Source organism: Kitasatospora sp. NPDC085895 (genome assembly GCF_040702125.1).
Lineage (GTDB): Bacteria > Actinomycetota > Actinomycetes > Streptomycetales > Streptomycetaceae > Kitasatospora > Kitasatospora arboriphila.
The window spans coordinates 203,591-226,157 of the sequence record NZ_JBFBJY010000001.1 but is presented as its reverse complement, the minus strand read 5'-3'; the positions used below and the strand labels follow the sequence as shown (position 1 = coordinate 226,157).

The 22,567-nt window shown below is 75.9% G+C and carries 19 protein-coding genes; 14 read left to right on the top strand and 5 right to left on the bottom strand.

The window, feature by feature from the left end:
* Nucleotides 1-85: 85 nt before the first annotated feature.
* Genes AB0442_RS01090 through AB0442_RS01080 form a run of 3 tightly spaced genes read left to right on the top strand, consistent with a single transcriptional unit; the run spans nucleotide 86 to nucleotide 3,134 of the window.
* The gene (locus AB0442_RS01090) at nucleotides 86-2,329 is read left to right on the top strand and encodes an ATP-binding protein (RefSeq protein ID WP_366159850.1); all 2,244 of its coding nucleotides are present in this window, start codon (nucleotides 86-88) and stop codon (nucleotides 2,327-2,329) included.
* Nucleotides 2,326-2,769, top strand: a complete 444-nt coding sequence (locus AB0442_RS01085; protein ID WP_366159849.1) for a roadblock/LC7 domain-containing protein — start codon at nucleotides 2,326-2,328, stop codon at nucleotides 2,767-2,769. The genes AB0442_RS01090 and AB0442_RS01085 overlap by 4 nt, the downstream gene beginning before the upstream one ends.
* Nucleotides 2,766-3,134 carry a DUF742 domain-containing protein gene (locus tag AB0442_RS01080; protein WP_366159848.1) on the top strand — a complete coding sequence of 123 codons (369 nt, stop codon included), beginning with the start codon at nucleotides 2,766-2,768 and terminating at the stop codon, nucleotides 3,132-3,134. Before AB0442_RS01085 ends, AB0442_RS01080 begins: the two co-directional genes overlap by 4 nt.
* Nucleotides 3,135-3,203: 69 nt before the next feature.
* Here AB0442_RS01080 and AB0442_RS01075 read toward each other — a convergent pair whose 3' ends face one another.
* Together AB0442_RS01075 and AB0442_RS01070 are read right to left on the bottom strand one after the other, a co-directional pair.
* Complete coding sequence (locus AB0442_RS01075; protein WP_344625284.1) at nucleotides 3,204-3,893, bottom strand: response regulator transcription factor; 690 nt, start codon at nucleotides 3,891-3,893, stop codon at nucleotides 3,204-3,206.
* A gap of 49 nt (nucleotides 3,894-3,942) precedes the next feature.
* A complete protein-coding gene (locus AB0442_RS01070) occupies nucleotides 3,943-5,160 on the bottom strand; it encodes a sensor histidine kinase (protein WP_366159847.1) in 1,218 nt (405 codons plus the stop codon).
* A gap of 130 nt (nucleotides 5,161-5,290) precedes the next feature.
* On the opposite strand from AB0442_RS01070, the gene AB0442_RS01065 reads away from it, so the two are divergent.
* Nucleotides 5,291-6,310 carry an SAM-dependent methyltransferase gene (locus AB0442_RS01065; protein WP_366159919.1) on the top strand — a complete coding sequence of 340 codons (1,020 nt, stop codon included), beginning with the start codon at nucleotides 5,291-5,293 and terminating at the stop codon, nucleotides 6,308-6,310.
* 2 nt (nucleotides 6,311-6,312) lie between these two features.
* On the top strand, nucleotides 6,313-7,476 hold the full coding sequence (locus tag AB0442_RS01060; RefSeq protein WP_366159846.1) for an NADH-quinone oxidoreductase subunit D: 1,164 nt from the start codon (nucleotides 6,313-6,315) through the stop codon (nucleotides 7,474-7,476).
* A gap of 250 nt (nucleotides 7,477-7,726) precedes the next feature.
* On the opposite strand, the gene AB0442_RS01055 is transcribed toward AB0442_RS01060, so the two are convergent.
* The gene (locus AB0442_RS01055) at nucleotides 7,727-8,512 is read right to left on the bottom strand and encodes a hypothetical protein (protein ID WP_363540578.1); all 786 of its coding nucleotides are present in this window, start codon (nucleotides 8,510-8,512) and stop codon (nucleotides 7,727-7,729) included.
* A gap of 321 nt (nucleotides 8,513-8,833) precedes the next feature.
* On the opposite strand from AB0442_RS01055, the gene AB0442_RS01050 reads away from it, so the two are divergent.
* The 8 genes from AB0442_RS01050 to AB0442_RS01015 all read left to right on the top strand — a co-directional run bounded on the left by AB0442_RS01050 (nucleotide 8,834) and on the right by AB0442_RS01015 (nucleotide 19,334).
* A complete protein-coding gene (locus AB0442_RS01050) occupies nucleotides 8,834-9,178 on the top strand; it encodes a hypothetical protein (RefSeq protein WP_366159845.1) in 345 nt (114 codons plus the stop codon).
* Between the two features lie 40 nt (nucleotides 9,179-9,218).
* The gene (locus AB0442_RS01045; protein WP_366159844.1) at nucleotides 9,219-12,368 is read left to right on the top strand and encodes a toxin glutamine deamidase domain-containing protein; all 3,150 of its coding nucleotides are present in this window, start codon (nucleotides 9,219-9,221) and stop codon (nucleotides 12,366-12,368) included.
* Entirely contained in the window at nucleotides 12,365-13,648 is a 1,284-nt protein-coding gene (locus AB0442_RS01040; RefSeq protein WP_366159843.1) for an SUKH-4 family immunity protein, read from the top strand. The genes AB0442_RS01045 and AB0442_RS01040 overlap by 4 nt, the downstream gene beginning before the upstream one ends.
* A 113-nt stretch (nucleotides 13,649-13,761) precedes the next feature.
* On the top strand, nucleotides 13,762-14,718 hold the full coding sequence (locus AB0442_RS01035) for a Ppx/GppA phosphatase family protein (protein ID WP_344628531.1): 957 nt from the start codon (nucleotides 13,762-13,764) through the stop codon (nucleotides 14,716-14,718).
* Between the two features lie 465 nt (nucleotides 14,719-15,183).
* Nucleotides 15,184-15,993 (top strand): sugar phosphate isomerase/epimerase, encoded by an 810-nt coding sequence (locus AB0442_RS01030; RefSeq protein ID WP_366159918.1) that lies wholly within the window; start codon nucleotides 15,184-15,186, stop codon nucleotides 15,991-15,993.
* Between the two features lie 28 nt (nucleotides 15,994-16,021).
* A complete protein-coding gene (locus AB0442_RS01025) occupies nucleotides 16,022-16,789 on the top strand; it encodes a methyltransferase domain-containing protein (RefSeq protein WP_366159842.1) in 768 nt (255 codons plus the stop codon).
* A gap of 135 nt (nucleotides 16,790-16,924) precedes the next feature.
* Nucleotides 16,925-18,769, top strand: coding sequence for a dihydroxy-acid dehydratase (gene ilvD, locus AB0442_RS01020; protein ID WP_363540566.1), 1,845 nt, complete (start codon nucleotides 16,925-16,927; stop codon nucleotides 18,767-18,769).
* 106 nt (nucleotides 18,770-18,875) lie between these two features.
* Entirely contained in the window at nucleotides 18,876-19,334 is a 459-nt protein-coding gene (locus AB0442_RS01015; RefSeq protein WP_366159841.1) for an EamA/RhaT family transporter, read from the top strand.
* Between the two features lie 181 nt (nucleotides 19,335-19,515).
* Here the strand turns inward: AB0442_RS01015 and AB0442_RS01010 are convergent, their stop codons facing one another.
* Nucleotides 19,516-20,676: an aminotransferase class I/II-fold pyridoxal phosphate-dependent enzyme gene (locus AB0442_RS01010; RefSeq protein WP_366159840.1), complete on the bottom strand. Its 1,161-nt coding sequence runs from the start codon at nucleotides 20,674-20,676 to the stop codon at nucleotides 19,516-19,518.
* 138 nt (nucleotides 20,677-20,814) lie between these two features.
* Between AB0442_RS01010 and AB0442_RS01005 the strand changes: the two genes are divergently transcribed.
* Entirely contained in the window at nucleotides 20,815-21,297 is a 483-nt protein-coding gene (locus AB0442_RS01005) for an Lrp/AsnC family transcriptional regulator (protein WP_344621341.1), read from the top strand.
* 14 nt (nucleotides 21,298-21,311) lie between these two features.
* Here the strand turns inward: AB0442_RS01005 and AB0442_RS01000 are convergent, their stop codons facing one another.
* Nucleotides 21,312-22,520 (bottom strand): hypothetical protein, encoded by a 1,209-nt coding sequence (locus tag AB0442_RS01000; protein WP_366159839.1) that lies wholly within the window; start codon nucleotides 22,518-22,520, stop codon nucleotides 21,312-21,314.
* Nucleotides 22,521-22,567: the final 47 nt, after the last annotated feature.

Sequence of the window (22,567 nt, the reverse complement as noted above, 5' to 3'; positions counted from 1 at the left end):
CGGAAGCTTCACGACCCTCCCGGCGACCCGAACGCTACGGCCGGGTAACTTGGCGCAGTCCGAGCCCCGGGACACGAGGGAGACCATGCCCAGACGCCTCGGCCTTGCCCGCCCGCACCGACCCCGCACCATCCGTACCCGCATCATCGCGCTGGTGCTGATCCCCGTCGTCGCCCTGGTCGGACTGTGGACCTTCGCCATGGTCTCGATGACCGGCGACCTGCGCGCCCTCGTCCGCCTCAAGGACGCCTACGAGTACTTCGGCAGCCCGGTGGACACCGCCGTCGGCCAGATCCAGATCGAGCGCCGGCTGGCCGCCGAGTACCTGGGCTCCGGCGGCGACCCGGCCGCCCTCGCCGCCTACACCGCGCAGGAGCGGGCCACCGACGAGAAGGTCCGCGCCGTGCGGGCCGCCGCCGAGAACCCCGACCGGCAGGACGAGCTCACCGCCGAACAGCGGGGCACCCTCACCGCGATGATCACCGCCAGCGACGGCCTCGCCCCGCTCCGCCAGGCCGTCATCACCCGCGCCCTGAGCTGGGACGCCGCGGTCGAGCGGTACACCGCCGCCGTCGAGCCGTCCTTCGCCGTCGAGTCCGCGCTCACCGCCCTGCAGGCCGGCCGGCTCGCCCGCGAGGCCCAGGTGGTCGTCGAACTCGTCCGGGTGCGCGAGTTCGTCTCCCGCGAGGACGCCCTCGGCTCCGGCGCCCGGGCCGCAGGCTCCTTCACCCCCGCCCAGTTCCGCGCCTTCGCCGCCGTCGTCGAGGACCGCCGGGTCTTCCAGCGCACCTACGTCGCCGCGCTGCCCGCGGACTCCCGGGCCGGCTTCGAGACCTTCGCCGTCGACCCCCGCTACACCGCGCTCACCGCCGCCGAGGACGGCGTCCTGGACGCCGGCGCCGACGCCGCCGGCCGCGCCGTCGACCGCAACGGCTGGCGCACCACCATGGACCCGGTCGTCCACCGCTACATGGAGCTGTGCAAGGACGCCGCGCTCAACTCCGCCGCCCGCGGCCGCGCCTACGCCGGCGACCAGCTGCTGAAGGCCGGCCTCGCCGGCGGCGCCGGCCTGCTCGCCGTGGTGTTCTCCGTCTGGTACTCGGTGCGCACCGGCCGGCGGATCACCCGCCGCCTGACCCGGCTGCGGGTCGCCGCCGACCGGCTGGCCAACCGCCAGCTGCCCGACGTCGTCCGCCGCCTGGCCGCCGGCGAGACCGTCGACGTCGAGCGGGCCGCACCGCGGCTCGCCTTCGCCGCGGGCGAGCACGACGACGAGATCGGCGACCTCGGCCGCGCCCTCAACCACGCCCGCCGCGCCGCCGTCGAGGCCGCCGTCGAACAGGCCCGCCTGCGGGCCGGCATCTCCGGCGTCTTCGTCAACATCGCCCGCCGCAGCCAGGCCCTGATCCACCGCCAGCTCAAGCAGCTCGACGCCATGGAGCGCCGCGCCACCGACCCCGACGAGCTCGCCGACCTCTTCCGGGTCGACCACCTCGCCACCCGGATGCGCCGCCACGCCGAGGGACTGATCATCCTCTCCGGCGCCGCCCCCGGCCGGCGCTGGCGCAAGCCCGTCCCGCTGGTCGAGGTGGTCGGCTCCGCGGTCGGCGCCGTCGAGGAGTACGAGCGGGTGGTCGTCCCGCCGATGCCGCAGGTCTTCGTCTCCGGCGCGGCCGTCGGCGACCTCGCCCACCTGGTCGCCGAACTCATCGAGAACGCCACCGCCTTCTCGCCCCCGCACACCCAGGTCACCATGCGGGCCGGCGAGGCCGCCCACGGCTGCGTGCTGGAGATCGACGACCGCGGCCTCGGCATGGACGAGGACGAACTCGCCGCCGCCAACCGCACCCTCGCCGAACCGCAGGAGTTCGACCCCACCCGCACCGAACGGCTCGGCCTCTTCGTCACCGGCCGGCTCGCCCGCCGCCACGGCATCGAGGTGGCGCTGCGCCGCTCCCCGTACGGCGGCACCACCGCCGTGGTGCTGCTGCCGAAGGCCGTCCTCGCGGAGCCGCCCGAGCCCGCGCCGCGGCCCGTCCAGGTGCCCGAGGCGCCGATCGGGGCCGAGCCCGGACCCGTGGCCGAGGCACCCGCCGCGGCCGTGCTGCCGATGCGGCGCGCCCTGCCCACCCGGACCCGCCAGGCGTCCCTGTCGCCCCGGCTGCAGACCCCGCCGCCCGCGGAGAACGTCCCCGCCGACCCGCCCGCCGGGACCCCCGAGATCTCGGCCGAGCAGATGGGCGCCGTCTTCGGCGCGTTCCAGCGCGGGCTGGACCGCGGCCGCGGCACCGAGGCCCGCACCCCGCACGACCCGGAGGACGAACGATGAGCACGCCCGAGACCACCGAGCAGGCCGCCGGCGGCCTGGACTGGCTCCTGGAGGACCTGGTCGACCGCACCGAGCACGTCCGCCAGGCCGTGCTGCTCTCCTCCGACGGCCTGCCCACCGCGGCCTCCGCCGGGCTGAGCACCGAGGACGCCGACCACCTCGCCGCCGTCTGCTCCGGCTTCCACAGCCTCGCCCGCGGCGTCGGCAGCCGCTTCGAGGCCGGCTCGGTCCGGCAGACCATGGTGATGCTGGAGGACGCCTTCCTCTTCGTCTCCCCGGCCGGCGAGGGCAGCTGCCTGGCCGTGCTCTGCGGGCCGCAGGCGGACGTCGGCCAGATCGCGTACGAGATGCAGATGCTCGTCCGCCGGGTCGGCCGCCACCTGTCCACCCCCGCCCGGGCCGGCGCCGAGCCGGCCGCCGGCGGAGGGGCGGCCACATGAGCGGGCACTGGTACGACGACGAGGCCGGCCCGATGGTCCGGCCGTTCACCCTGACCGGCGGGCGCACCCGCTCCGCCGAGGGCGAGCGATACGACCTGCTGGCCGCGGTCTCGGCGGTGCCGGACGTCGAACCGGCCGGTCACCTGGACCACGCCCGCAGCGCCCTGCTGGACCGGATCCGGGACCGCCCCTGCCCGCTGGCCGAACTGGCCGCCGACGCCGACCTGCCGATCGGGGCCCTGCGGGTGCTGCTCGGCGACCTCGTCCAGGCCGGACTCGTCCGGGTCGGCCAGGGCGCCGCCGAGGCCGGCCGCCCGGACGTCCGCCTGCTCCGCGAGGTGATCCAGGGCCTGCGGCGGCTCTGACCGGGGACACCCGAGGGGGCGCCGGGGCCACCCGCCGGGGGCGGCCGCGTGCCGCGGTACGAACCCCGGTCAGTCCGTGGCGCCGGCGCGGACCAGGCCGTTCTCGTAGGCCAGCACCACGGCCTGGACGCGGTCGCGCAGGCCGAGCTTGGCCAGGATCCGGCCGACGTGGGTCTTCACGGTGGCCTCCGACAGGGTCAGCCGGGCGGCGATCTCGCCGTTCGACAGGCCCTGCGCCACCAGAAGGAACACCTCCCGCTCGCGGTCGGTGAGCGGCTCCAGCACCGGCGAGCCGGGCGCCGTCGACGGCGTCGGCAGCACCTGCGCGAAGCGGTCGATCATGCGGCGGGTGGTGGTCGGCGCGACCACCGCGTCACCGCCGTGCACCGCGCGGATCGCCGCGACCAGCTCCGTCGGCGGGACGTCCTTCAGCAGGAAGCCGCTCGCCCCGGCCTTCAGTGCGGCGAAGGCGTACTCGTCCAGGTCGAAGGTGGTCAGGATGAGCACGTGCGGCGCCCCCGGCAGCGGCGCGCCGGACTCGTCCAGGCAGATCCGCCGGGTGGCCTGCACGCCGTCCAGCCGCGGCATGCGGACGTCCATCAGCACCACGTCGACCTCCGTCCCGGCGAGCAGCTCCAGCGCCTGCGCGCCGTCGCCCGCCTCGGCGGCGATCTCGATGTCGCCCTGCGACTGCAGGACCATCCGGAAGCCCGTACGCAGCAGCTCCTGGTCGTCCACGAGCATCACGCGGATGGTCACGGTCGGTTCTCCTTCACCTGGGGTTCACCTGAGCGGCCGGCCCCCGGACTCAGCCGGCGGCCTTGAGGGGGAGGACGGCCCGGATCCGGAAGCCGCCGCCCGGCCGCGGGCCGACGTCGAGGCTGCCGCTCACCATGCCGACCCGCTCGCGCATGCCGATCAGACCATGGCCGGGCCCGTCGCCACCACCGTCCATCTGCTCGGCGGTGCTGCCGCGGCCGTCGTCCTCGACCAGCACCTCCAGGTCGCGGTCGCCGAAGTCCACCGCGACCCGGGCCCGGGCGCCCGGACCGCCGTGCTTGCGCACGTTGGTCAGCGCCTCCTGGACGATCCGGTACACCGTCAGCTCCAGGCCGCGCGGCAGCTCCCGCGGCTCGCCCGAGGTGGCGAAGTCCACCGGCAGGCCGGCCGTGCGGACCTGCTCCAGCAGCTCCGGCAGCTCCTCCACACCGGGCTGCGGGACGTACTCCTCGGCCGTCTCCGACGTCCGCAGCACGCCGAGCAGCCGGCGCATCTCCACCAGCGCCTGGCGGCCGGTCGCGGCGATCGTGCCGAGCGCCTCCTTCGCCTGCTGCGGCGAGTTGTCCAGCACGTAGGCGGCGCCGTCGGCCTGAACGATCATCACCGAGACGTTGTGCGCGACCACGTCGTGCAGCTCCCGGGCGATCCGGGCGCGCTCGGCGGCCACCGCCACCTTCGCCTGCGCGTCCCGCTCGCGCTCCAGCCGGGCCGCCCGGTCCTCCAGCTCGACCAGGTAGGCCCCGCGGACCCGGGTCAGCCGGCCCCACGCCCAGCAGAGCACGAACGGCGTCGACATCAGCACCGCCACGAACACCAGCTGCCAGGTGCTCGGCCCCGGCGGCGGCGACGGGTCGTCCGGCACCGGGTCGCCGCTGTTGTCGAACCGCCACAGCGTCAGCGGACCGGCCACCAGACCCACCGCGAGCACCAGCCGGGACGCCCACCGCGAGCCGAAGGCCGCCCCCGTGTACGCGAACACCAGGTAGCCGATGGCCGAGGCGCCCGGAGTCACGTCCAGCACGAGCTGGCCCAGCCCGAGCGCGGTGCCCCCGGCCGCGGCCAGGTCCGGGTACCGGCGCCGGACCACCATCAGCGCGGCGATCGCCAGCGAGAAGGCCAGACCGCCGTAGAGCTGCAGGTCCGACTCCGAGAAGTCGGACAGCACGCCGAGCAGGAGGACCACCAGCGCCCAGGCGGAGTCCACCACCATCGGGTGACGGCGGAGCCAGGCGTTGAGTCGATGCACGCTCCAAGCCTAGGCAGTCGCACACCGCCCCCAGGTCCGCCGCGAGGGCGATCCGCCATCCGCCGCAGGGTGGAGACGGCCCCCGCCGGGACACCCCCGCCGACCGGTAGCGTCGACCCACGTGACCTGGATGCGGTGGCGGCCCGCCATGGAGGAGGCGCTGTACGGCGCGGACGGCTTCTACCGGGGCCCGGAGGGACCGGCCGGGCACTTCCGCACCTCCGTGCACGCCTCGCCGCTGTTCGCCGGAGCCGTCGCCCGGCTGCTCGCCGAGACCGACGAGGCCCTCGGCCGCCCGGACGAGCTCGCCCTGGTCGACGTGGGCGCCGGTCGCGGCGAACTCGTCACCGGAGTCCTCGCCGCCCTCGACCCCGAACTCGCCGCCCGGGTCCGCCCCCACGCCGTCGAGCTCGCCGCCCGCCCGGCCGGCCTGCCCCCGTCCGTGGTGTGGACGGACACCCCGCCGACCGGGCTGACCGGGCTGCTCTTCGCCAACGAGTGGCTCGACAACGTGCCGCTCGACCTCGCCGAACCCGGCGAGGACGGCGTGCTGCGCTACGTCGAGGTCGGGCCCGACGGCGAGGAACGCCCCGGCGGCCCGCTGGACGCCGCCGACGCCGCCTGGGCCGCCCGCTGGTGGCCGGACGGCGACCGGATCGAACTCGGCCGCACCCGCGACGAGGCCTGGGCCGCGGCCGTCTCCGCCCTCGACCGCGGCCTCGCCGTCGCCGTCGACTACGCCCACACCGCCGCCGACCGGCCGCCGTTCGGCACCCTCGCCGGATTCCGCGGCGGCCGCGAGGTCCGGCCCGTGCCCGACGGCAGCTGCGACGTCACCGCGCACGTCGCCCTGGACTCGGCCGCATCGGCCGCATCGGCCGCATCGGCCGCCCCGGCCGTCCACAGCCTGTGGACGACGCAGCGGAGCGCACTGCGCGCCCTCGGCGTGCACGGCGGACGGCCGCCGCTCGCCCTCGCCTCCACCGACCCGGCCGGCTACCTGCGGGCCCTCGGCGGGGCCGGCGAGGCCGCCGAACTGACCGACCCGGCCGGCCTCGGCGGCTTCGGCTGGCTGGCCCAGGCCGTCCGCATGCCGGTACCGCGGAGCCTGGAGGGACTCCCCGCACCCGCGGGGTGGCAGACTCTGTAGCCATGAGGGAGACCACGGTCGGCATCGGCGCGGGTGCGCAGCAGCTCACGGGCGAGCTGGGCACCAGCGACATGGTGCTCAACATCGGCCCGCAGCACCCGTCCACGCACGGCGTGCTCCGGCTGAAGCTGGTGCTGGACGGCGAGCGGATCGTCACCGCGGAGCCGGTCATCGGCTACATGCACCGCGGCGCCGAGAAGCTCTTCGAGGCCCGCGACTACCGCCAGATCGTCATGCTGGCGAACCGGCACGACTGGCTCTCCGCCTTCTCCAACGAACTCGGCGTCGTCCTCGCCGTCGAGCGGATGCTCGGCATGGAGGTCCCCGAGCGGGCGGTGTGGATCCGCACCCTGCTCGCCGAGCTCAACCGGGTGCTCAACCACCTGATGTTCCTCGGCTCCTACCCGCTGGAGCTCGGCGGCATCACCCCGATCTTCCACGCCTTCCACGGCCGCGAGGAGCTCCAGCACGTCCTGGAGGAGGCCTCCGGCGGGCGCATGCACTACATGTTCAACCGGGTCGGCGGCCTCAAGGAGGACCTCCCGGCCGGCTGGCTCGGCCGCGTCCGGCAGGCCGTCGCCGCCGTCCGGGGGCAGCTCCCGGTCTACGAGGACCTCGTCCTCGGCAACGAGATCTTCCGCGGCCGCACCGCCGGGGTCGGCACCCTCACCCGCGAGCAGGTGCACGCCTACGGCGTCAGCGGCCCGATCGCCCGGGCCAGCGGGGTCGACTTCGACCTCCGCCGCGACGAGCCCTACCTCGCGTACGGGGAGCTCGCCGACCTGCTGACCGTCGTCGTGCGGGAGGAGGGCGACTGCCTGGCCCGCTTCGAGTGCCTGCTGGAGCAGACCGCCAACTCGCTCGACCTCGCCGACGCCTGCCTCGACCGGCTCGCCGGGCTCGCCCCGGGGCCGGTCAACCTGCGGCTGCCCAAGGTCCTCAAGGCGCCGGAGGGCACCACCTACGCCTGGACCGAGAACCCGCTCGGCATCAACGGCTACTACCTGGTGTCCCGCGGCGACAAGACGCCCTGGCGGCTCAAGCTCCGCTCCGCCTCGTACAACAACATCCAGGCCCTCACCGAACTCCTGCCGGGCACCCTGGTCGCCGACATGGTCGCCATCCTCGGCTCGATGTTCTTCGTCGTCGGCGACATCGACAAGTAGGGAACCCGCCCGGCAGGTGCCCCCACGCGCCCCCGTGGGTGCACCATCCCGCCCAGGCCGTTTCTTTCGGATCTCGCCGGGCGCGCGACGCCGGGCATCTCCCCCAGCCCCGAGGGGGCCGGGAGGTGCCCCCAGCCTGGACGCACCGGGGAATCGTCCACGTACGGTCCAGTACGAGGCCGATCCGCCGGCACGCCCAGCCGGGCGCCCACCACCGCGCGCTGATCCGACAAGACCCGGAAGAAACGGCCTAGTCGTCCGCGGGGTGCGGGGCGAGCTTCTTGTGGCCCTTGGTGGCGATGCGCTGCTCGCAGAGGGAGGCCAGGACGGCGTACGCCTCGGGCCCCATCAGTTCGGTGAGCTCCGCGCGGTAGCTGACGTACACCGGGTCCGGCGCGCCGTGCGCCTCCGGGCTGCCGGTGCACCACCAGTGCAGGTCGTGGCCGCCCGGCCCCCACCCGCGGCGGTCGTACTCGCCGATGCTCACCTGCAGGTAGCGGGTGTCGTCCGGCCGGTCGATCCAGTCGTAGGTGCGGCGGACGGGGAGCTGCCAGCAGACGTCCGGCTTGGTCTCCAGCGGCTCGCGGCCCTCCTGCAGGGCCAGGATGTGCAGCGCGCAGCCCGCGCCGCCGGGGAAGTCCGGGCTGTTGCGGAAGAGGCAGGCGCCGTCGATCCGCCGGGTCTGCCGGTCGCCGTCCTCGTCGAGCATGGTGATGCCGCCGTCGAGGCGGATCCGGCCCTTGGCGTCGGTGCCGTGCGGGTGGTTCTCCCAGATCTCCGGGGTGAGCCGGGCGGCGTGGCCGGCGACCCGCTGCTCGTCCTCCTCGTCCGAGTAGTGGGCGCCGAGGGTGCAGCAGCCGTCGGAGGCGCCGCGGCCCTCCTGGATGCCGTGGCACCCCCGGCCGAAGATGCAGCCCCAGTTGGAGGTGAGCCAGGTGAGGTCGCAGCGGAACACCTGCTCCTCGTCGGCCGGGTCGGTGAACTCCGCCCAGGCGCGGGGGAAGTCCAGCGGGACCTCGGGCCGCACGGTCGGCATCGCGAGGTCGACCACCGTCGAGGCCGGCTTCGTGCCGTTCTTCTTCGGCTTCTTGTGCTGTGCGGTGTCTGCTGCTGCCACGCTGCAAGGGTATGGCCTCGGCTGCCGTTTCCCGATGCCGCCGGAGCCGTGCACCGGCGGCGCACCTGCCCCGCACCCCGCCCGCACGGGCCGCGCACCGACCGTGCGCACCCGTCCGCCGGGTCGTGAAGGCAGGGTGAAGAGGCTCACCGCGGCACGGGCCGCCCCGCGCCCGGGGCCTAGGATGGCGGGCTGCAGACGGCTGCGTGCGGGGACGGGACGCGACGACGGGGGACGGGGATGGCCGACAGGGTTCTGCTGAAGCCTTGGGAACTGCACGGCGAGGGGCGGGAGTTCGAGACCGTCTCGAACGACTTCGCGCGGGCTGCGCTCGACCTGGAGAACGGACTGGCCGCGCTCGGCACCCCCTGGGGGCGGGACGAGCCGGGCCAGGGCTTCGGCCAGGTGTACGAGGGTGCCCGGGAGGGCGTGCTGGCCGGGCTGCAGGGCCTGGCCGACCGGCTCGGCGGCGTCGGAACCGGCCTGCACACCATGGCCGACAACGCGGAGCAGAACGAGCAGGGCAACCGCGACGCGTTCCGGGCGGTCGGCCGGGGAACCGACGCCGCTCCCACCGCGCTCTGAGTCGACGGACCGTCAAGCCGCACCACCGAAGGGGGACCACATGCCCAGGAACCTGCCCGAGGAGCTGGCTCCGGTCATGGCCCGGCTCGGCCGCCACTGGCCGGAGGCCGACGAGGACGCACTGCGCCGCGCGGGCGGTCTGTGGCGCGAGTTCGGCGCCGAGGCCGAACGGCTGGGCCGGCGCGGCGTCTCGGCCGCCGAGCGCGTCACCGGCGAGAACTCCGGCCCGGCCGTCGAGGCCTTCGCCGAGCACTGGCGCGGCTTCAGCGGCGGCGGCCGCGGCCACCTCGACGACGCGCACGGCGCCGCCGAGTCGCTGGCCGGCGCCTTCGACAGGGCCGCGGCGGCCGTCGACGACTGCAAGGCCCGGCTGATCGCCGTCCTCACCGAGCTCGCCGAGGAGATCGCGGAGGCGGACAAGGCGGAGGCCGCGGCCGCCGCCCAGGTGAAGGCCGCGCAAGGGGAGGGCCTCTCCGGTCTGGTCGGGCAGGTCGTCGGCACGGTGAAGGGCGCGGCCGCCGAGGCCGGCGAGGCGATCGCGGTCGAGGCCGCGAAGATCAAGGTCAGCGCGCTGCTGGCGGAGCTCGGCCGGGAGATGAAGGACGGCCTGCAGGCGGCCCTGAAGGAGCCCGCCGTGACGGCCCTGGAGCGCATCGCGCAGGCCGACGGCGCCGGGAAGCACGGGCAGTTCCGCACCCTCAGCGCCGCCCGTTCCGGCGGGGAGATGACCGGCAAGCTGCTCGGCACCGCCGTCGGCGGTGCCGCCGCGGTGGCCGGGGTCAGCGGGGTCTCCGCCGCGCTCAACCCGGACGGCACGGTCGCCACCGACGCGCAGGGGCACCCGGTGCTGGTCGGCGCGGACGGCAAGCGGCTGCCCGCGGTGGACGGGGTCAGCGTGCAGGTCGGCGCGGACGGCCGCCCGGTGCTCGGCACCGACGGCAAGCCCGTGCTGCTCGACGCCGCGGGCGCCCCGGTGGCGGGCCTCGCGCTGGGCGCCGACGGCAAGCCGCTGACCGACGCCCAGGGCAAGCCGCTGACCGTCGGCGTCGACGGGGCGGTCGGCGACACCGGTCTCTCCCTGGCCGTCGGCAAGGACGGCCGGCCCGTCCTCGACGCGCACGGCCGCCCGGTCATGCTGGACGCGGAGGGCAACCCGGCCGCCGGCCTCGCCGTGGGCAGGGACGGCAAGCTGCTCACCGACGCCGACGGCAGGCCGCTGGTCGCCGGGACGGGCCGGGACGGCCGCCCGCTGGTGGACGCGGCCGTCGGCCCGGACGGCGTCCGGCTCGGCGCGGACGGCCTCCCGGTGGCCGCCGCCGACCTGGGCACCGGCCCGGGCGGGCACGGCGTCCCCGGTACCTCCGGCGATCCGGACGGTCCGGGCGGCCCCGGCGACCGGACGGCCGACGGGCCGACGGGCACGACGAGGAACGGCCCCGGCCGGACCGCACCGGTCCTGGACGTGGACCTGCAGGCCGCCCCGGCCGCGGGCGTCCAGGTGACGGCCGCCCCGCAGCAGGCCGTCCAGGCCCCGCCCGTCGACACCGGCGGCCACCGCGGCGGGTACGGCAGCGGGTACGGCGGCCACAGCACCCCCTCCGGCGGCCACGCCACGCCCGCTCCGCCGGTGTACGAGCCGGACGGCTACGACCCGCCGGCCGCGGGTCCGCGGCCCGGCCCGATCTCCGTGCACACCGACTCGGTGGTGGTCGCCCCGCCGTCCCCGCAGACCTACGGCCCGCCCGCCGAGGCGCCGACCGGTGGCATCCGGCACGGCGGCGACTACGCCGTCCCGGCCGCGCCGGTGGCGCCCGCGGCCGGCTCCGGCTTCCCGCTCGGCCCGGTCGGCGGCGGTCCGGCCGCCGGTGCGGGCCCGGTCGCGGGCGCCGCGGTGCCGCCGGTCGGCGGCCCGGTGGGCGGTGCGGCCGGTGCGGCCGGTGCGCCCGGCGTCCCGGCCGGCACCCCGGTCGCCGGTGCCCCCGGTGCGGGTGGTACCGGTGCCTCCGGTCCCGGCGCCCCTGGTGCGGCGGCGCCCGGCGCGGCCGGCCAGCCCGGTGCCCAGGGCGCCGCCAACGGCGTGGTCGGCGCGGTCGTCGGCACGCCCGGTGCGGTGCCGCGCACCCCGGCCGGTGCCCCCGGCGGTGGCGCCCCGGGCGCCGGTGCCCCGGGCGCGGGCGGCAGCACCCCGGCCCCGCTGCCGTTCCGGCTCGGCGAGAGCGGCGACCTCCGCCGCCGTCCCGAGGTCCTCGGCCTGGAGCCGCACACCGGCCCGACCGTCGTCCCGGTGCTGCACCCCGGCCAGGTCGCCGCCGCCTACCTGGCGGCCCGCTCCGGACGCTCCGCGCAGGACGCGCCCGCCGCACCCGTTCCCGTCCGCGGGATCGCCGACGGCCGCCCCTACGGTCTGCCCGGCGGGCTCGGCCCGGTCGACCCGGCCCACCAGGCCGAGGTCGAGCGGCTGGTGCCGCGCCGCCCCGACGGCACGCCCGAGCTGCACCCCGACCCGGCCGGCGGCTGGACGCAGGCGCTCAACGGCGGCGGCCCGCGCGAGGCGGGCCGCGCCAACAACACCGTCGACGTCGCGCTCTCCTCGGTCGACACCTTCTCCGGCCTGCCGGTCTGCTCCGCTCCGCGGCTGCCCGACGGCCCGGCCGGTGAGTACGGCGGCCGCGACCGCGCGGAGCGCGAGCTCGGCCGGGAGTTCCACGACGTCGGCGCGGGCGAGGGCGCCCTCGCCCGGGTCGCCGAGACGCTGCTGCGTTCCGGCCCCGGCGCCCAGGCGCTGCTGGTCACCCTGGACGGCTTCCGGCGCTCGCACGCCTGGAACGTGGTCAACCACGGCGAGCGGCTCACCTGGCTCGACCACCAGACCGCCCGCAGCGGCCCCGAGCCGCTCCACAGTGCCGAGCACGGCCTGTGGGCGATCGCCCTGGACGCCGAGTGCCGGCCGCTGGACATCGTGCCCCCGGCCGCCGCGAACGCCGGGTCCGGACCGGCGAAGGCCGATCCCGCCGCAGCCGGTCCCGCGGAGCCCGGCCCCGCGGCGGCGCCCACCGCCGCGGCCCCGCCGGAGTCCGGGCCGGAGCCCGCCCCGGCACCGGCCGCCGAACCCGCCCGTCCCGCCGAGCCCGCCCCGCCGCGGTCCCGGCTCCACGTCCACCGCACCACCGCCGGGAGCGCCCGCCGATGACCACCCGCGAGCAGGCCCTGGAGGCCGCCCACCGCTGGATCAACGGCGCGCTCCCCGCGGAGGGCGCCCGCCCGGTGCACAGCCACGAGTTCGAGCACGGCTGGGTGGTGTGGCCCGAACCGCCGCCCGTCCACGTCAACCCGTTCACCGCCGTCCGGCGCGCCCCGGAGGAGATCGGCGCCGCCTGCGCGGTCGTCGACCGGCTCACCGGCGCGCTCACCGTCTGGCCGTCCGTGCCGGTGCCGGACGTCGTCCGGATGTACCGCGACTTCCTCGGCGCCGGCGACTACGACCCGGGGCTGCCGCCCGCCACCGGCGCCGGCGCCCGGGCCGCGCTCCGCTACCGGGACGCCCTCGGCGAGGTGCGGACCCTGGTCGTGCGGTCCGCGACCGGACTGCCGCACCCGGCGCTGCGCGCCGCCGAGCAGCTCCGCGAGCAGGGCGTGCCCGCCGAGGACGTCCTCGGCCTGCACACCGACCTGCGGCCGGCCGCCCTGCCCGGCGGCTACGCCCGGCACGCGCTGGCCGCCGCCCTGCCCGGCGTCCGGATCACCCACGACCTGGCGTACGGGCCGTGGTTCGACGGGCGCGCGGAAGCCGTCCGGGCGGTGCCCGCGCCGGAGGGCGTACGGCCCAACCGGGTGCCGTTCCCGCGTTCCGTGCCGCCGGCCCAGCCGGAGAGCGGCCGCCCGCTGGCGGAGCGGCTGGCGGCCCGGTTCGGCCCGGAGGGCGTCCGCCGGTTCGACGCCGCGGCGGTGGAGCACGCCGACCTGCCGGAGGCGGTCGCCCGGCCGCTGCTGGAGGTCGGCCTGCCGGTCGCCGTCGAGGGCTTCTTCGCGGTGCACCACCCGGAGCCGGACGGCGTCCACGACGGCACCCGCACCGACCGGGTGCTGCCCGACGCCGCCGCCCGCCTCGCCGAGGCCGGCCGCGGCACCCGGGCCACCGCCGACGCCCGGCAGGCCCTGCTCGGCCAGGTGGTGCTGGGCACCGACGGCTGGGCGCTGATCACCGTCGACACGCTGCAGGGCCGCGTCCGGGCGATCGACCCGGACACCGCCGCCGCCCGCTACTGCAACGCCGACGTGACCGCCTTCGCCCGCTGCCTGGTGCTGCTCGCCGAGCGCCTCCCGGCGCTGCGCGGCCTCCACCCGTACGCGGCCGGCCCCGCCGTCGCCGAGCTGCAGTGGGCCCTGGCCGCCGTCGACCGCACGGTGTTCACCGACCCGGAGAACTGGTGGGCGGTGATCGTCGAGCAGCTCTGGCACGGGCTGCTGTGATCGCGCCGGGCCGCTGACGGCGGCCGCCGACCGGGTCGCCGCCGGCGGCCCCCGGACGCCGGAACGGGGGATCCGGGCAGGTGGGCGGACCGGATCGCGTAGCGTGTTCCGCTATGCGACTCGGTGTTCTCGACGTGGGTTCCAACACCGTCCACTTCCTCGTGGTGGACGCGCACCCCGGTGCTGCCCCCCTCCCGGCGTACTCGCACAAGGCCGAACTGCGGTTGGCCGAGCTGCTCGACGAGGACGGGGCGATCACCCCGACCGGCGTCGACCGGCTGGTCTCGATGGTGGCCTCCTCGATCGCGGTCGCCGAGGACAAGGGCGTCGTCGAGATACTGCCGTTCGCCACCTCGGCCGTCCGGGAGGCCGCCAACGGCGAGGCCGTGCTGCAGCGGGTCAGCGACGAGACCGGCATCGAACTGCGGGTGCTCTCCGGGCAGGACGAGGCCCGGCTCACCTTCCTGGCCGTCCGCCGCTGGTTCGGCTGGTCCTCCGGCCGACTGCTCAACCTCGACATCGGCGGCGGCTCGCTGGAGATCGCCTGCGGCCTCGACGAGCAGCCCGACATCGCCGCCTCGCTGCCGCTCGGCGCCGGCCGGCTCACCGCCCGGCTGCCCGGCGACGTCGCCGACCCGGCGGACGTCCGGGAGCTGCGCCGCCACATCCGCGCCGAGATCGCCAACGTGGTCGGCGAGTTCACCAGACAGAACGCGCCCGACCACGCCGTCGCCACCTCCAAGACCTTCAAGCAGCTGGCCCGGATGGCCGGCGCCGCCCCCACCGACGCCGGACCGCGGGTGCCCCGTCGGCTCACCCGCAGCGGCCTCTCCGCCTGGCTGCCGCGGCTCGCCACCATGACCGTCGCCGAACGGGCCCGCATCCCCGGCGTCTCCGAGGGCCGCGCCCGGCAGCTGCTCGCCGGGGCGCTCGTCGCCGACGCGGCGATGGACCTCTTCGGCCTCGACGAACTGGACATCTGCCCGTGGGCGCTGCGCGAGGGCATCATCCTGCGCCGCCTCGACGCCCTCGACACCCCGGCCGACCGGAGGCCCGCCCTCACCCCCTGACGGCCCGCCGCAGGCGGCCCGCCGGGTGAGACGTGGCCCACGCTTCCTCCGGCTCTGCCCCATTCGTCCGCGCCGCCGCATACCCTGTGTCCCGTGGCGGAAGCACCGGACGACGACGCATCGCCGGCCGGCCGCGCGGCCGAGGACGGCGCGCGGCGGGCCTCCGGGCCGCGCCGGGCCGCGGCCGGCACCCCGCCGCGGCGCCGCAGCGACGACGGGGCCGGCACGCTCGGCGAACGGGCCGCCGCCGCCTCCCGCACCGCCAAGGGCGCCGCCTCGCGGACGGCCAAGGGCGCCGCGACCCGCACCGCCCGCTCCGCGAAGTCCGTGCAGACCGCCACCGCGGCCCGCACCGCCGCCGTCGCCAAGGTCGCCCGCGCGGTGAAGGAGGCCCGCCGCAAGGAGCCGCAGCGGGCGCCCCTGCTGCGCACCACCGACCGCCTGGTGCTGCCCCCGCACCCCGCCGTGCACGTCCCGGACACCAAGGTCGCGCTGTCCACCGCCTCGGTGTACCCGTCGACCACCGAGACCGCCTTCGAGCTGGCCGCCCGGCTCGGCTACGACGGCGTCGAGGTCATGGTCTGGAACGACCCGGTCAGCCAGGACGTCGAGGCGCTGCGCCGGCTCTCCGACGCCCACGCCATGCCGATCCTCGCGGTGCACGCCCCCTGCCTGCTGATCACCCAGCGGGTGTGGACCACCGACCCGTGGACCAAGCTGGTCCGCGCCCGCGCCGCCGCCGAGCGGCTCGGCGCGGACACCGTCGTCGTCCACCCGCCGTTCCGCTGGCAGCGGCAGTACGCCCGGGAGTTCGTCGCCGGGATCGGCCGGATGGCCGGCGAGACGGACGTCCGCTTCGCGGTGGAGAACATGTACCCGTGGCGGTACAAGGACCGCGAGATGCTGGCCTACGCACCGGGCTGGGACGTCACCGACGAGGAGTACCGGCACTTCACCATCGACCTCTCGCACGCGGCGACCTCCCGGATCGACGCCCTGGAGATGGCCGACCGGATGGGGGACCGCCTCGCCCACATCCACCTCGCCGACGGCTCCGGCTCCGGCAAGGACGAGCACCTGATCCCGGGCCGCGGCAAGCAGCCCTGCGCCGCGCTGCTGGAACGCCTCGCCCGTAACGGCTTCGACGGGCACGTGGTCCTGGAGGTCAACACCCGCCGCTCCGCCTCGGCCGCCGAGCGGGAGGCCGACCTCGCCGAGGCCCTCGCCTTCACCCGGCTGCACCTCGCCACCCCCGCCCGGACGCGCCGGGGTTAGCCTGTCCCCGTACCGAGGGAGGCAGGACATGACAGACCTTCAGCAGCAGGCCCACGCACTCTCGTTCGGACCGGTCGCGGAGCAGTACGCCGCAGCGCGGCCCACCTACCCGGCCGAGCTCTTCGACGAGCTGGAGCGCTTCGCCGGCCGCCCGCTCGCCGGGGCCGACGTGGTCGACGTCGGCGCCGGGACGGGCATCGCCACCCGGCTGCTCGCCGCCCGCGGCGCCCGGGTGATCGCCGTCGAGCCCAGCGGCGGCATGGCGGCCCGGCTGCGGGCCGTCTCGCCGGAGATCCCGGTGGTGAAGGGCGTCGGCGACGACCTGCCCTGCCACGACGGCTCCGCCGACCTGGTCACCTACGCCCAGGCCTTCCACTGGACGGACCCGGGGCGCTCGGTGCCCGAGGCGCTGCGGGTGCTGCGTCCCGGCGGCGCGCTCGCGCTCTGGTGGAACGTCAAGGACGACACCGAGGGCTGGATCGCCGACCAGCAGCGGCGGCTCGGCCGGGCGCTGCCCTCGTACCACGCCCACCGCTCCACGCCGCAGGACCTCGCCGGCCCGCTGGGTGCCCACGGGCTGCGGGTGGAGACCGCCCGGCTGCACTGGGCCCGGCGGGTGACCGTGGAGAGCCACCTGGCCGACCTGGAGTCGCGCTCCTACGTCGCGGTGCTCCCGCCCGAGCAGCGGGCGCCGGTGCTGGCCGCCGAGCGGGACGCCCTGCTGGCCGCCCACCCCGACGGCGTGCTGGACGAGCCGTACCTGCTCGACCTCTTCGTGGCCCGGACGGCGGCCTGATCCGTGGACGCGCTGACCGCATCGCGGACAGCGCGTCCACCGCCCGGACCGGGGGCGTAACCTCGGTAGGACAGCGGTCCTGCACCCTCTTCCACCAGCGCAGCGGCCGCCGCAGGTCCCGAAGGAGTGGAGCGCATGCCCGAGCTGAGGTCCCGTACCGTCACCCACGGCCGCAACATGGCGGGCGCCCGCGCCCTTCTCCGGGCCGCCGGCGTAGCCCGGGAGGACTTCGGCAAGCCGATCATCGCGGTGGCCAACTCCTTCACCGAGTTCGTGCCGGGCCACACCCACCTGCAGCCGGTGGGCCGGATCGTCTCCGAGGCGATCAAGGAGGCCGGCGGCATCCCGCGCGAGTTCAACACCATCGCCGTCGACGACGGCATCGCGATGGGCCACGGCGGCATGCTCTACTCGCTGCCCTCGCGCGACCTGATCGCCGACTCGGTCGAGTACATGGTCAACGCGCACTGCGCGGACGCCCTGATCTGCATCTCCAACTGCGACAAGATCACCCCCGGCATGCTGATGGCCGCGCTGCGCCTCGACATCCCGACGGTCTTCGTCTCCGGCGGCCCGATGGAGGCCGGCAAGGCCACCCTGGTCGACGGCACCGTCCGCAAGCTCGACCTGGTCGACGCGATCTCCCAGGCGGTCAACGAGAACGTCTCCGACGAGGACATCGCCATCATCGAGGAGAACGCCTGTCCGACCTGCGGGTCGTGCTCGGGCATGTTCACCGCCAACTCGATGAACTGCCTCACCGAGGCGATCGGCCTCTCGCTGCCCGGCAACGGCTCCGTGCTGGCCACCCACACCGCCCGCCGCGCCCTCTACGAGCGGGCCGGGCGGACGGTCGTCGAGATCACGAAGCGGCACTACCACCAGGACGACGAGTCCGTGCTGCCGCGCAACATCGCCACCCGGGCCGCGTTCGAGAACGCCATGGCCCTGGACATCGCGATGGGCGGCTCCACCAACACGATCCTGCACCTGCTCGCCGCCGCCCAGGAGGCCGAGCTCGACTTCGACATGCGGGCCATCGACGCGATCTCCCGCAAGGTCCCCTGCCTCTCCAAGGTCGCGCCGAACGGCTCGTACTACATGGAGGACGTGCACCGGGCCGGCGGCATCCCCGCCATCCTCGGCGAGCTGTACCGCGGCGGCCTGCTCAACGAGGACGTGCACACCGTGCACTCCGACTCGCTCGCCGAGTGGCTGAAGACCTGGGACGTCCGCGGCGGCTCGCCCTCCGCCGAGGCCGTCGAACTGTGGCACGCCGCCCCCGGTTGCAAGCGCACCTCCGAGGCCTTCGCCCAGTCCGAGCGCTGGGAGTCCCTGGACACCGACGCCGCCAAGGGCTGCATCCGCAGCGTCGAGCACGCCTACTCCGTCGAGGGCGGCCTGGCCGTGCTGTACGGCAACCTCGCCGAGGACGGCTGCATCGTGAAGACCGCCGGCGTCGACGAGTCGATCTGGACCTTCAGCGGCCCGGCCGTCGTCGTCGAGTCGCAGGAGGACGCCGTCGAGGCGATCCTCGCCAAGCGGGTCAAGGAGGGCGACGTCGTCGTCATCCGCTACGAGGGCCCCAAGGGCGGCCCCGGCATGCAGGAGATGCTCTACCCGACCTCCTTCCTCAAGGGCCGCGGCCTCGGCAAGGCCTGCGCGCTGATCACCGACGGCCGCTTCTCCGGCGGCACCTCCGGCCTGTCGATCGGCCACGCCTCCCCGGAGGCCGCGTCCGGCGGCACCATCGCCCTGGTCGAGGACGGCGACACCATCTCCATCGACATCCCCGGCCGGAAGATCAACCTGGAGGTCTCCTTCGAGGAGCTCCACGAGCGCCGGCTCAAGCTGGAGGCCGAGGGCGGCTACCGGCCGAAGAACCGTCAGCGTCAGGTCAGCCAGGCCCTGAAGGCGTACGCGGCGATGGCCACCTCCGCCGACAAGGGCGCCGTCCGCGACATCAGCAAGCTGGGCTGAGGCCGCACCGACGGACCGGAAGGGCGCCGTACCCGCGGCCCTGTTGCCGTCGGGTCCGCGGCGCCCTTCCGCCGTCCGGCTCCCCGGCCGGGCGACAATGGGTGCCGTGAACCAGCGCACCCCGGGCAGGAAGCCCGCCCCCGGCCCCGAGCCCGAGCCGATCCGGTTCTTCGGCACCACCTGGGTCGACCGCGGCGGCGACTACTGGCTGCGCCGGGTGCTCGTCTCGCTCGGCGCCCTGGTCTGCACGGCCGCCGCCGCCCTGGTGCTGCGGTTCGCCGTCGCCGGGGTGACGCTCTCCGACGCCGGCCGCCTCGTCGACGTGCTGCTGATCGGGGCGGTCGCGACCTGCTCCTGCCTCGCGGCGATCCGCACCTGGAAGTCCCTCACCGAGGGCCGCCACACCCTCGACGGCTGGATGGCCGAGGACCGCTCGCTGGGCGCGGTCTGGCTGATCGGCGGGGTCGGCGCCCTCGCCGCGTACTTCTTCCGCAGCCTGGTCGAGGCCCCGGGGGAGGCGGTGCACCGCGCCGCCTACGAGAAGGCCCGCCGCGGGCGCCGCTGAAGCGGCCGTGCAGCTCGGGGCAGCACCCCGGGGGCGCGGGGAACCGCGCAGTCCGGGAGCGGTGCTCCTGGCGAATCCGGCGCACCCCTGGTCCGGACGGTGGGCCGCATCCGACCCGCGCAGTTCCCCGCGCCCCTGAATCGACCATCCGAGCACCGTTTGAAGACAGCTCCTGGGCCTCCTACTCGGAGAAGGCCCGGGCGAGGTCGTCGAAGAGGTCCTCGGGCTCTTCCAGGCCGACCGAGAGGCGGAGCAGGGAGGGGTGCGGGCGGGCCTCGGGGGCGACCGGGCGGTGGGTGAGCGAGGCGGGGTGCTGGATCAGGGTGTCCACGCCGCCGAGCGACACCGCGTGGGTGATCAGGTCACAGCCGGCCGCGGTGCGGGCCGCCGCCTCGTAGCCGCCGCGCAGCGAGAAGGCGAGCACCGAGCCGGCGCCGGCCATCTGCCGTCCGACCAGGCCCTGCGGGTCGCACTCGGGCAGGCCCGGGTAGTAGACCTGCTCGACCTCGGGGCGGGCGGCCAGCCAGGCCGCCACCTTGGCGGCGTTCGCGGCCTGGTGCCGCACCCGCAGCGGGAGCGTCTGCAGGCCGCGGTGGAGCAGGTAGGCGGCGAGCGGGTGCAGGATGCCGCCGGTGACGGCGCGGACGCGGCGCAGTCGGGCCGCCCACTCGGCGTCGGTGGCGACGGCGCCGGCCAGGACGTCGCCGTGGCCGCCGAGGTACTTGGTGGCGCTGTGCAGGACGAGGGTGGCGCCGTGGTGCACCGGCTGCTGCAGCACGGGCGTGGCGAAGGTGTTGTCGACCAGCAGCGGCACGTCCCCGCACAGGGCGGCGACGGCGGACAGGTCGACCAGGTCCAGGGTGGGGTTGGCCGGGGTCTCGACGATCACCAGGCCGGTGTCCGGGCGGATCGCCGCGGCGACCTCGCCGGCGGTCGCCCAGGTCACCTCGGTGCCGAGCAGGCCGGTGGCCAGTACGTGGTCGGTGCCGCCGTACAGCGGGCGGACCGCGACGACGTGTCCCTTGCCCTCGGCGCGGGCGGCCAGCAGGCAGGCGGCGAGTGCGGCCATGCCGGAGGCGAAGGCCACCGCCTGCTCGCAGTCCTCGAGTTCGGCGAGGGCCTGCTCGAAGCGGGCGGTGGTGGGGTTCCACAGCCGCTGGTAGACGGCGCTGCCCCCGTCCGGGACGAGTCCGCCGGTGGCCAGTGCCTCGTAGCTGTCGCCGCCGGTCTCCACGCCGGGCAGGGGGTTGGTGGTGGAGAGGTCGATCGGCGGGACGTGGGTCCCGAGGCCGCGCAGGTCGGTTCTGCCGGCGTGGACGGCCCGGGTGTCGGCGTGGGGCATGGGTGGCCTCCTCGGCGGGGTGTGGGGTGGGCCCCATGGTGAAGAGTCCGCGGTGCGACGGCCACAGTTCGGCAGAAGATTCGAATACCGGCCGGTAGGTCTTGCGGATGTTCGGGCGGCCGGACGATCGTGGGCCCCGTGCCGAAGAATCCGCAGCGCGAACTCGCCCCCGTCGACCGGGCCATCCTGCGGCTGCTGGTCGCCGACGCCCGGATGCCCAACAACGCGATCGCGGAGGCGGTGGGCATCGCCCCGTCCACCTGTCTGGGCCGGATCCGAGCCCTGCGGGAGCGCGGGGTGATCCGCGGTTTCCACGCCGAGGTGGAGCCGGCCGCGGTCGGTCTCGGCATCCAGGCGATGATCGCGGTGCGGCTGCACGCGCACACCAAGGAGCAGATCGGCAGCTTCGCGGGCGGCATCCCCCGGCTGCCGGGGGTGGTGGCCGCGTACCACCTGTCCGGGGCGGACGACTACCTGCTGCACGTCGCGGTCGCGGACACCGACGCGCTGCGCGACTTCGTACTGGACCACCTCACCGCGCACCCCGCGGTGCAGCACACCGAGACCAGCCTGATCTTCGGCCACGTCCGGGGCGCCGCCCCCACGGAGGGCGACGACTGACCCCGGACGGTGCGTCAGCTCCGCGTCAGCGTGCCGCAGCCCTCGTGGTCGTCCAGCTTGCGGTTCGGGTCGTACGGGTCGACGGTCGGGCCGGTGTGCGGCTCCTCGGTGCCGAGGCCGAAGTCGACGGTGAAGTCCGTCTCCAGGTAGCCGCTGCCCATCCCGCACACGTTGTTGCCGAAGTCGGCCGTCCACTTGTCCAGCAGCAGCTTGCCGCGCTGCACCTTGTACCGGGCGGGGTCGTAGAAGCGGAAGTCCTGCTGGCGCCGGACGATCTCCCGCTCCACCCGCGGGGCGACGTCGGCCTTCAGGGCCACCGGCTTGGCCGTGCCGCCGCTGCCGGTGCTCTGCCCGGGCCGCGGCACGCCGGCGTCCGGGCCGGGCCGCAGGGCGTACACGAATATGTAGTCGGTGTGCACCAGCAGGCCGCGGTCGCCGTCGCCCTCGAAGGTCATGGTGCCCCGGGCCTTCACCGCGTCCGTGACGGGCACGGCCCGGCGCGGGTCGAAGCGGCTCAGCCAGTTGGCGGCGTCCGAGTCGACGGTGGGGTGGGCGAGCGCCTTCTCCAGGTCCTCGCGCGACGAGCGGTCCAGCATGGCGAGGGCGGCGGCCGGGGTCTCGCCGTGGACGGTCTTCGGGTCGAGGTTGGTGAGGACGAGGTACTGCCGGACCTTGTCGAGCAGCCCGGCCACCTCCTCCTTGCCGAAGACGCCTTCGGCCTTCGCCTGCGGCAGGACCAGGGCGTCCGCCCCGGCCTTCCAGGCGTCGGCGGGCGAGCCGGCCCAGGGACGCTCGACGGTCGGGGTCTGCGGATCGGTGGTCGGCGGCGCGGCCGCCGGGGCGGTGGGGTCGGCGGCGACCGTCGAGGAGTCCTCGCCCCGGTGGTACCAGCCGTTCAGGCGGTCCACGTCGAGCGCGGCCAGGGTGACGGCGGCGGCGAGCACCACGAACACCGGGGTCTGCCAGTTGCGCCTGCGGCGCCGGCCCCACGGGTCGACCGGCTTCGGCCGCCGCCCGAAGCGCCGGCGGGCGGGTGCCGGAGCCGGGTCGGCGGGGGCCCGCCACGGCTCGGGCTGCGGCGGCTGCTGCTGCCACTTCGCGGCGAGCATCCGGGCCCGCCCGGACTGCTCCTTCACCGTGGCGGCGCGTACGAAGTCCTCGTCGAGGACGACGTCCTCGAACGGGTCGTCGGGGCGCGGGGCGGGGTCGTCGACTGTCGGCACGCCGGACAGTATGCAGACGGTGGCCGACACGCCCGACAGCGGGGGGC

Bases quoted from the DNA above. Each gene is read 5' to 3' on its own strand.
- AB0442_RS01090 (WP_366159850.1), top strand. From the start codon at position 86: ATGCCCAGACGCCTCGGCCTTGCCCGCCCGCACCGACCCCGCACCATC.
- AB0442_RS01085 (WP_366159849.1), top strand. From the start codon at position 2,326: ATGAGCACGCCCGAGACCACCGAGCAGGCCGCCGGCGGCCTGGACTGG.
- AB0442_RS01080 (WP_366159848.1), top strand. From the start codon at position 2,766: ATGAGCGGGCACTGGTACGACGACGAGGCCGGCCCGATGGTCCGGCCG.
- AB0442_RS01065 (WP_366159919.1), top strand. From the start codon at position 5,291: ATGCGGTGGCGGCCCGCCATGGAGGAGGCGCTGTACGGCGCGGACGGC.
- AB0442_RS01060 (WP_366159846.1), top strand. From the start codon at position 6,313: ATGAGGGAGACCACGGTCGGCATCGGCGCGGGTGCGCAGCAGCTCACG.
- AB0442_RS01055 (WP_363540578.1), bottom strand. From the start codon at position 8,512: ATGCCGACCGTGCGGCCCGAGGTCCCGCTGGACTTCCCCCGCGCCTGG.
- AB0442_RS01050 (WP_366159845.1), top strand. From the start codon at position 8,834: ATGGCCGACAGGGTTCTGCTGAAGCCTTGGGAACTGCACGGCGAGGGG.
- AB0442_RS01045 (WP_366159844.1), top strand. From the start codon at position 9,219: ATGCCCAGGAACCTGCCCGAGGAGCTGGCTCCGGTCATGGCCCGGCTC.
- AB0442_RS01040 (WP_366159843.1), top strand. From the start codon at position 12,365: ATGACCACCCGCGAGCAGGCCCTGGAGGCCGCCCACCGCTGGATCAAC.
- AB0442_RS01035 (WP_344628531.1), top strand. From the start codon at position 13,762: ATGCGACTCGGTGTTCTCGACGTGGGTTCCAACACCGTCCACTTCCTC.
- AB0442_RS01025 (WP_366159842.1), top strand. From the start codon at position 16,022: ATGACAGACCTTCAGCAGCAGGCCCACGCACTCTCGTTCGGACCGGTC.
- ilvD (WP_363540566.1), top strand. From the start codon at position 16,925: ATGCCCGAGCTGAGGTCCCGTACCGTCACCCACGGCCGCAACATGGCG.
- AB0442_RS01010 (WP_366159840.1), bottom strand. From the start codon at position 20,676: ATGCCCCACGCCGACACCCGGGCCGTCCACGCCGGCAGAACCGACCTG.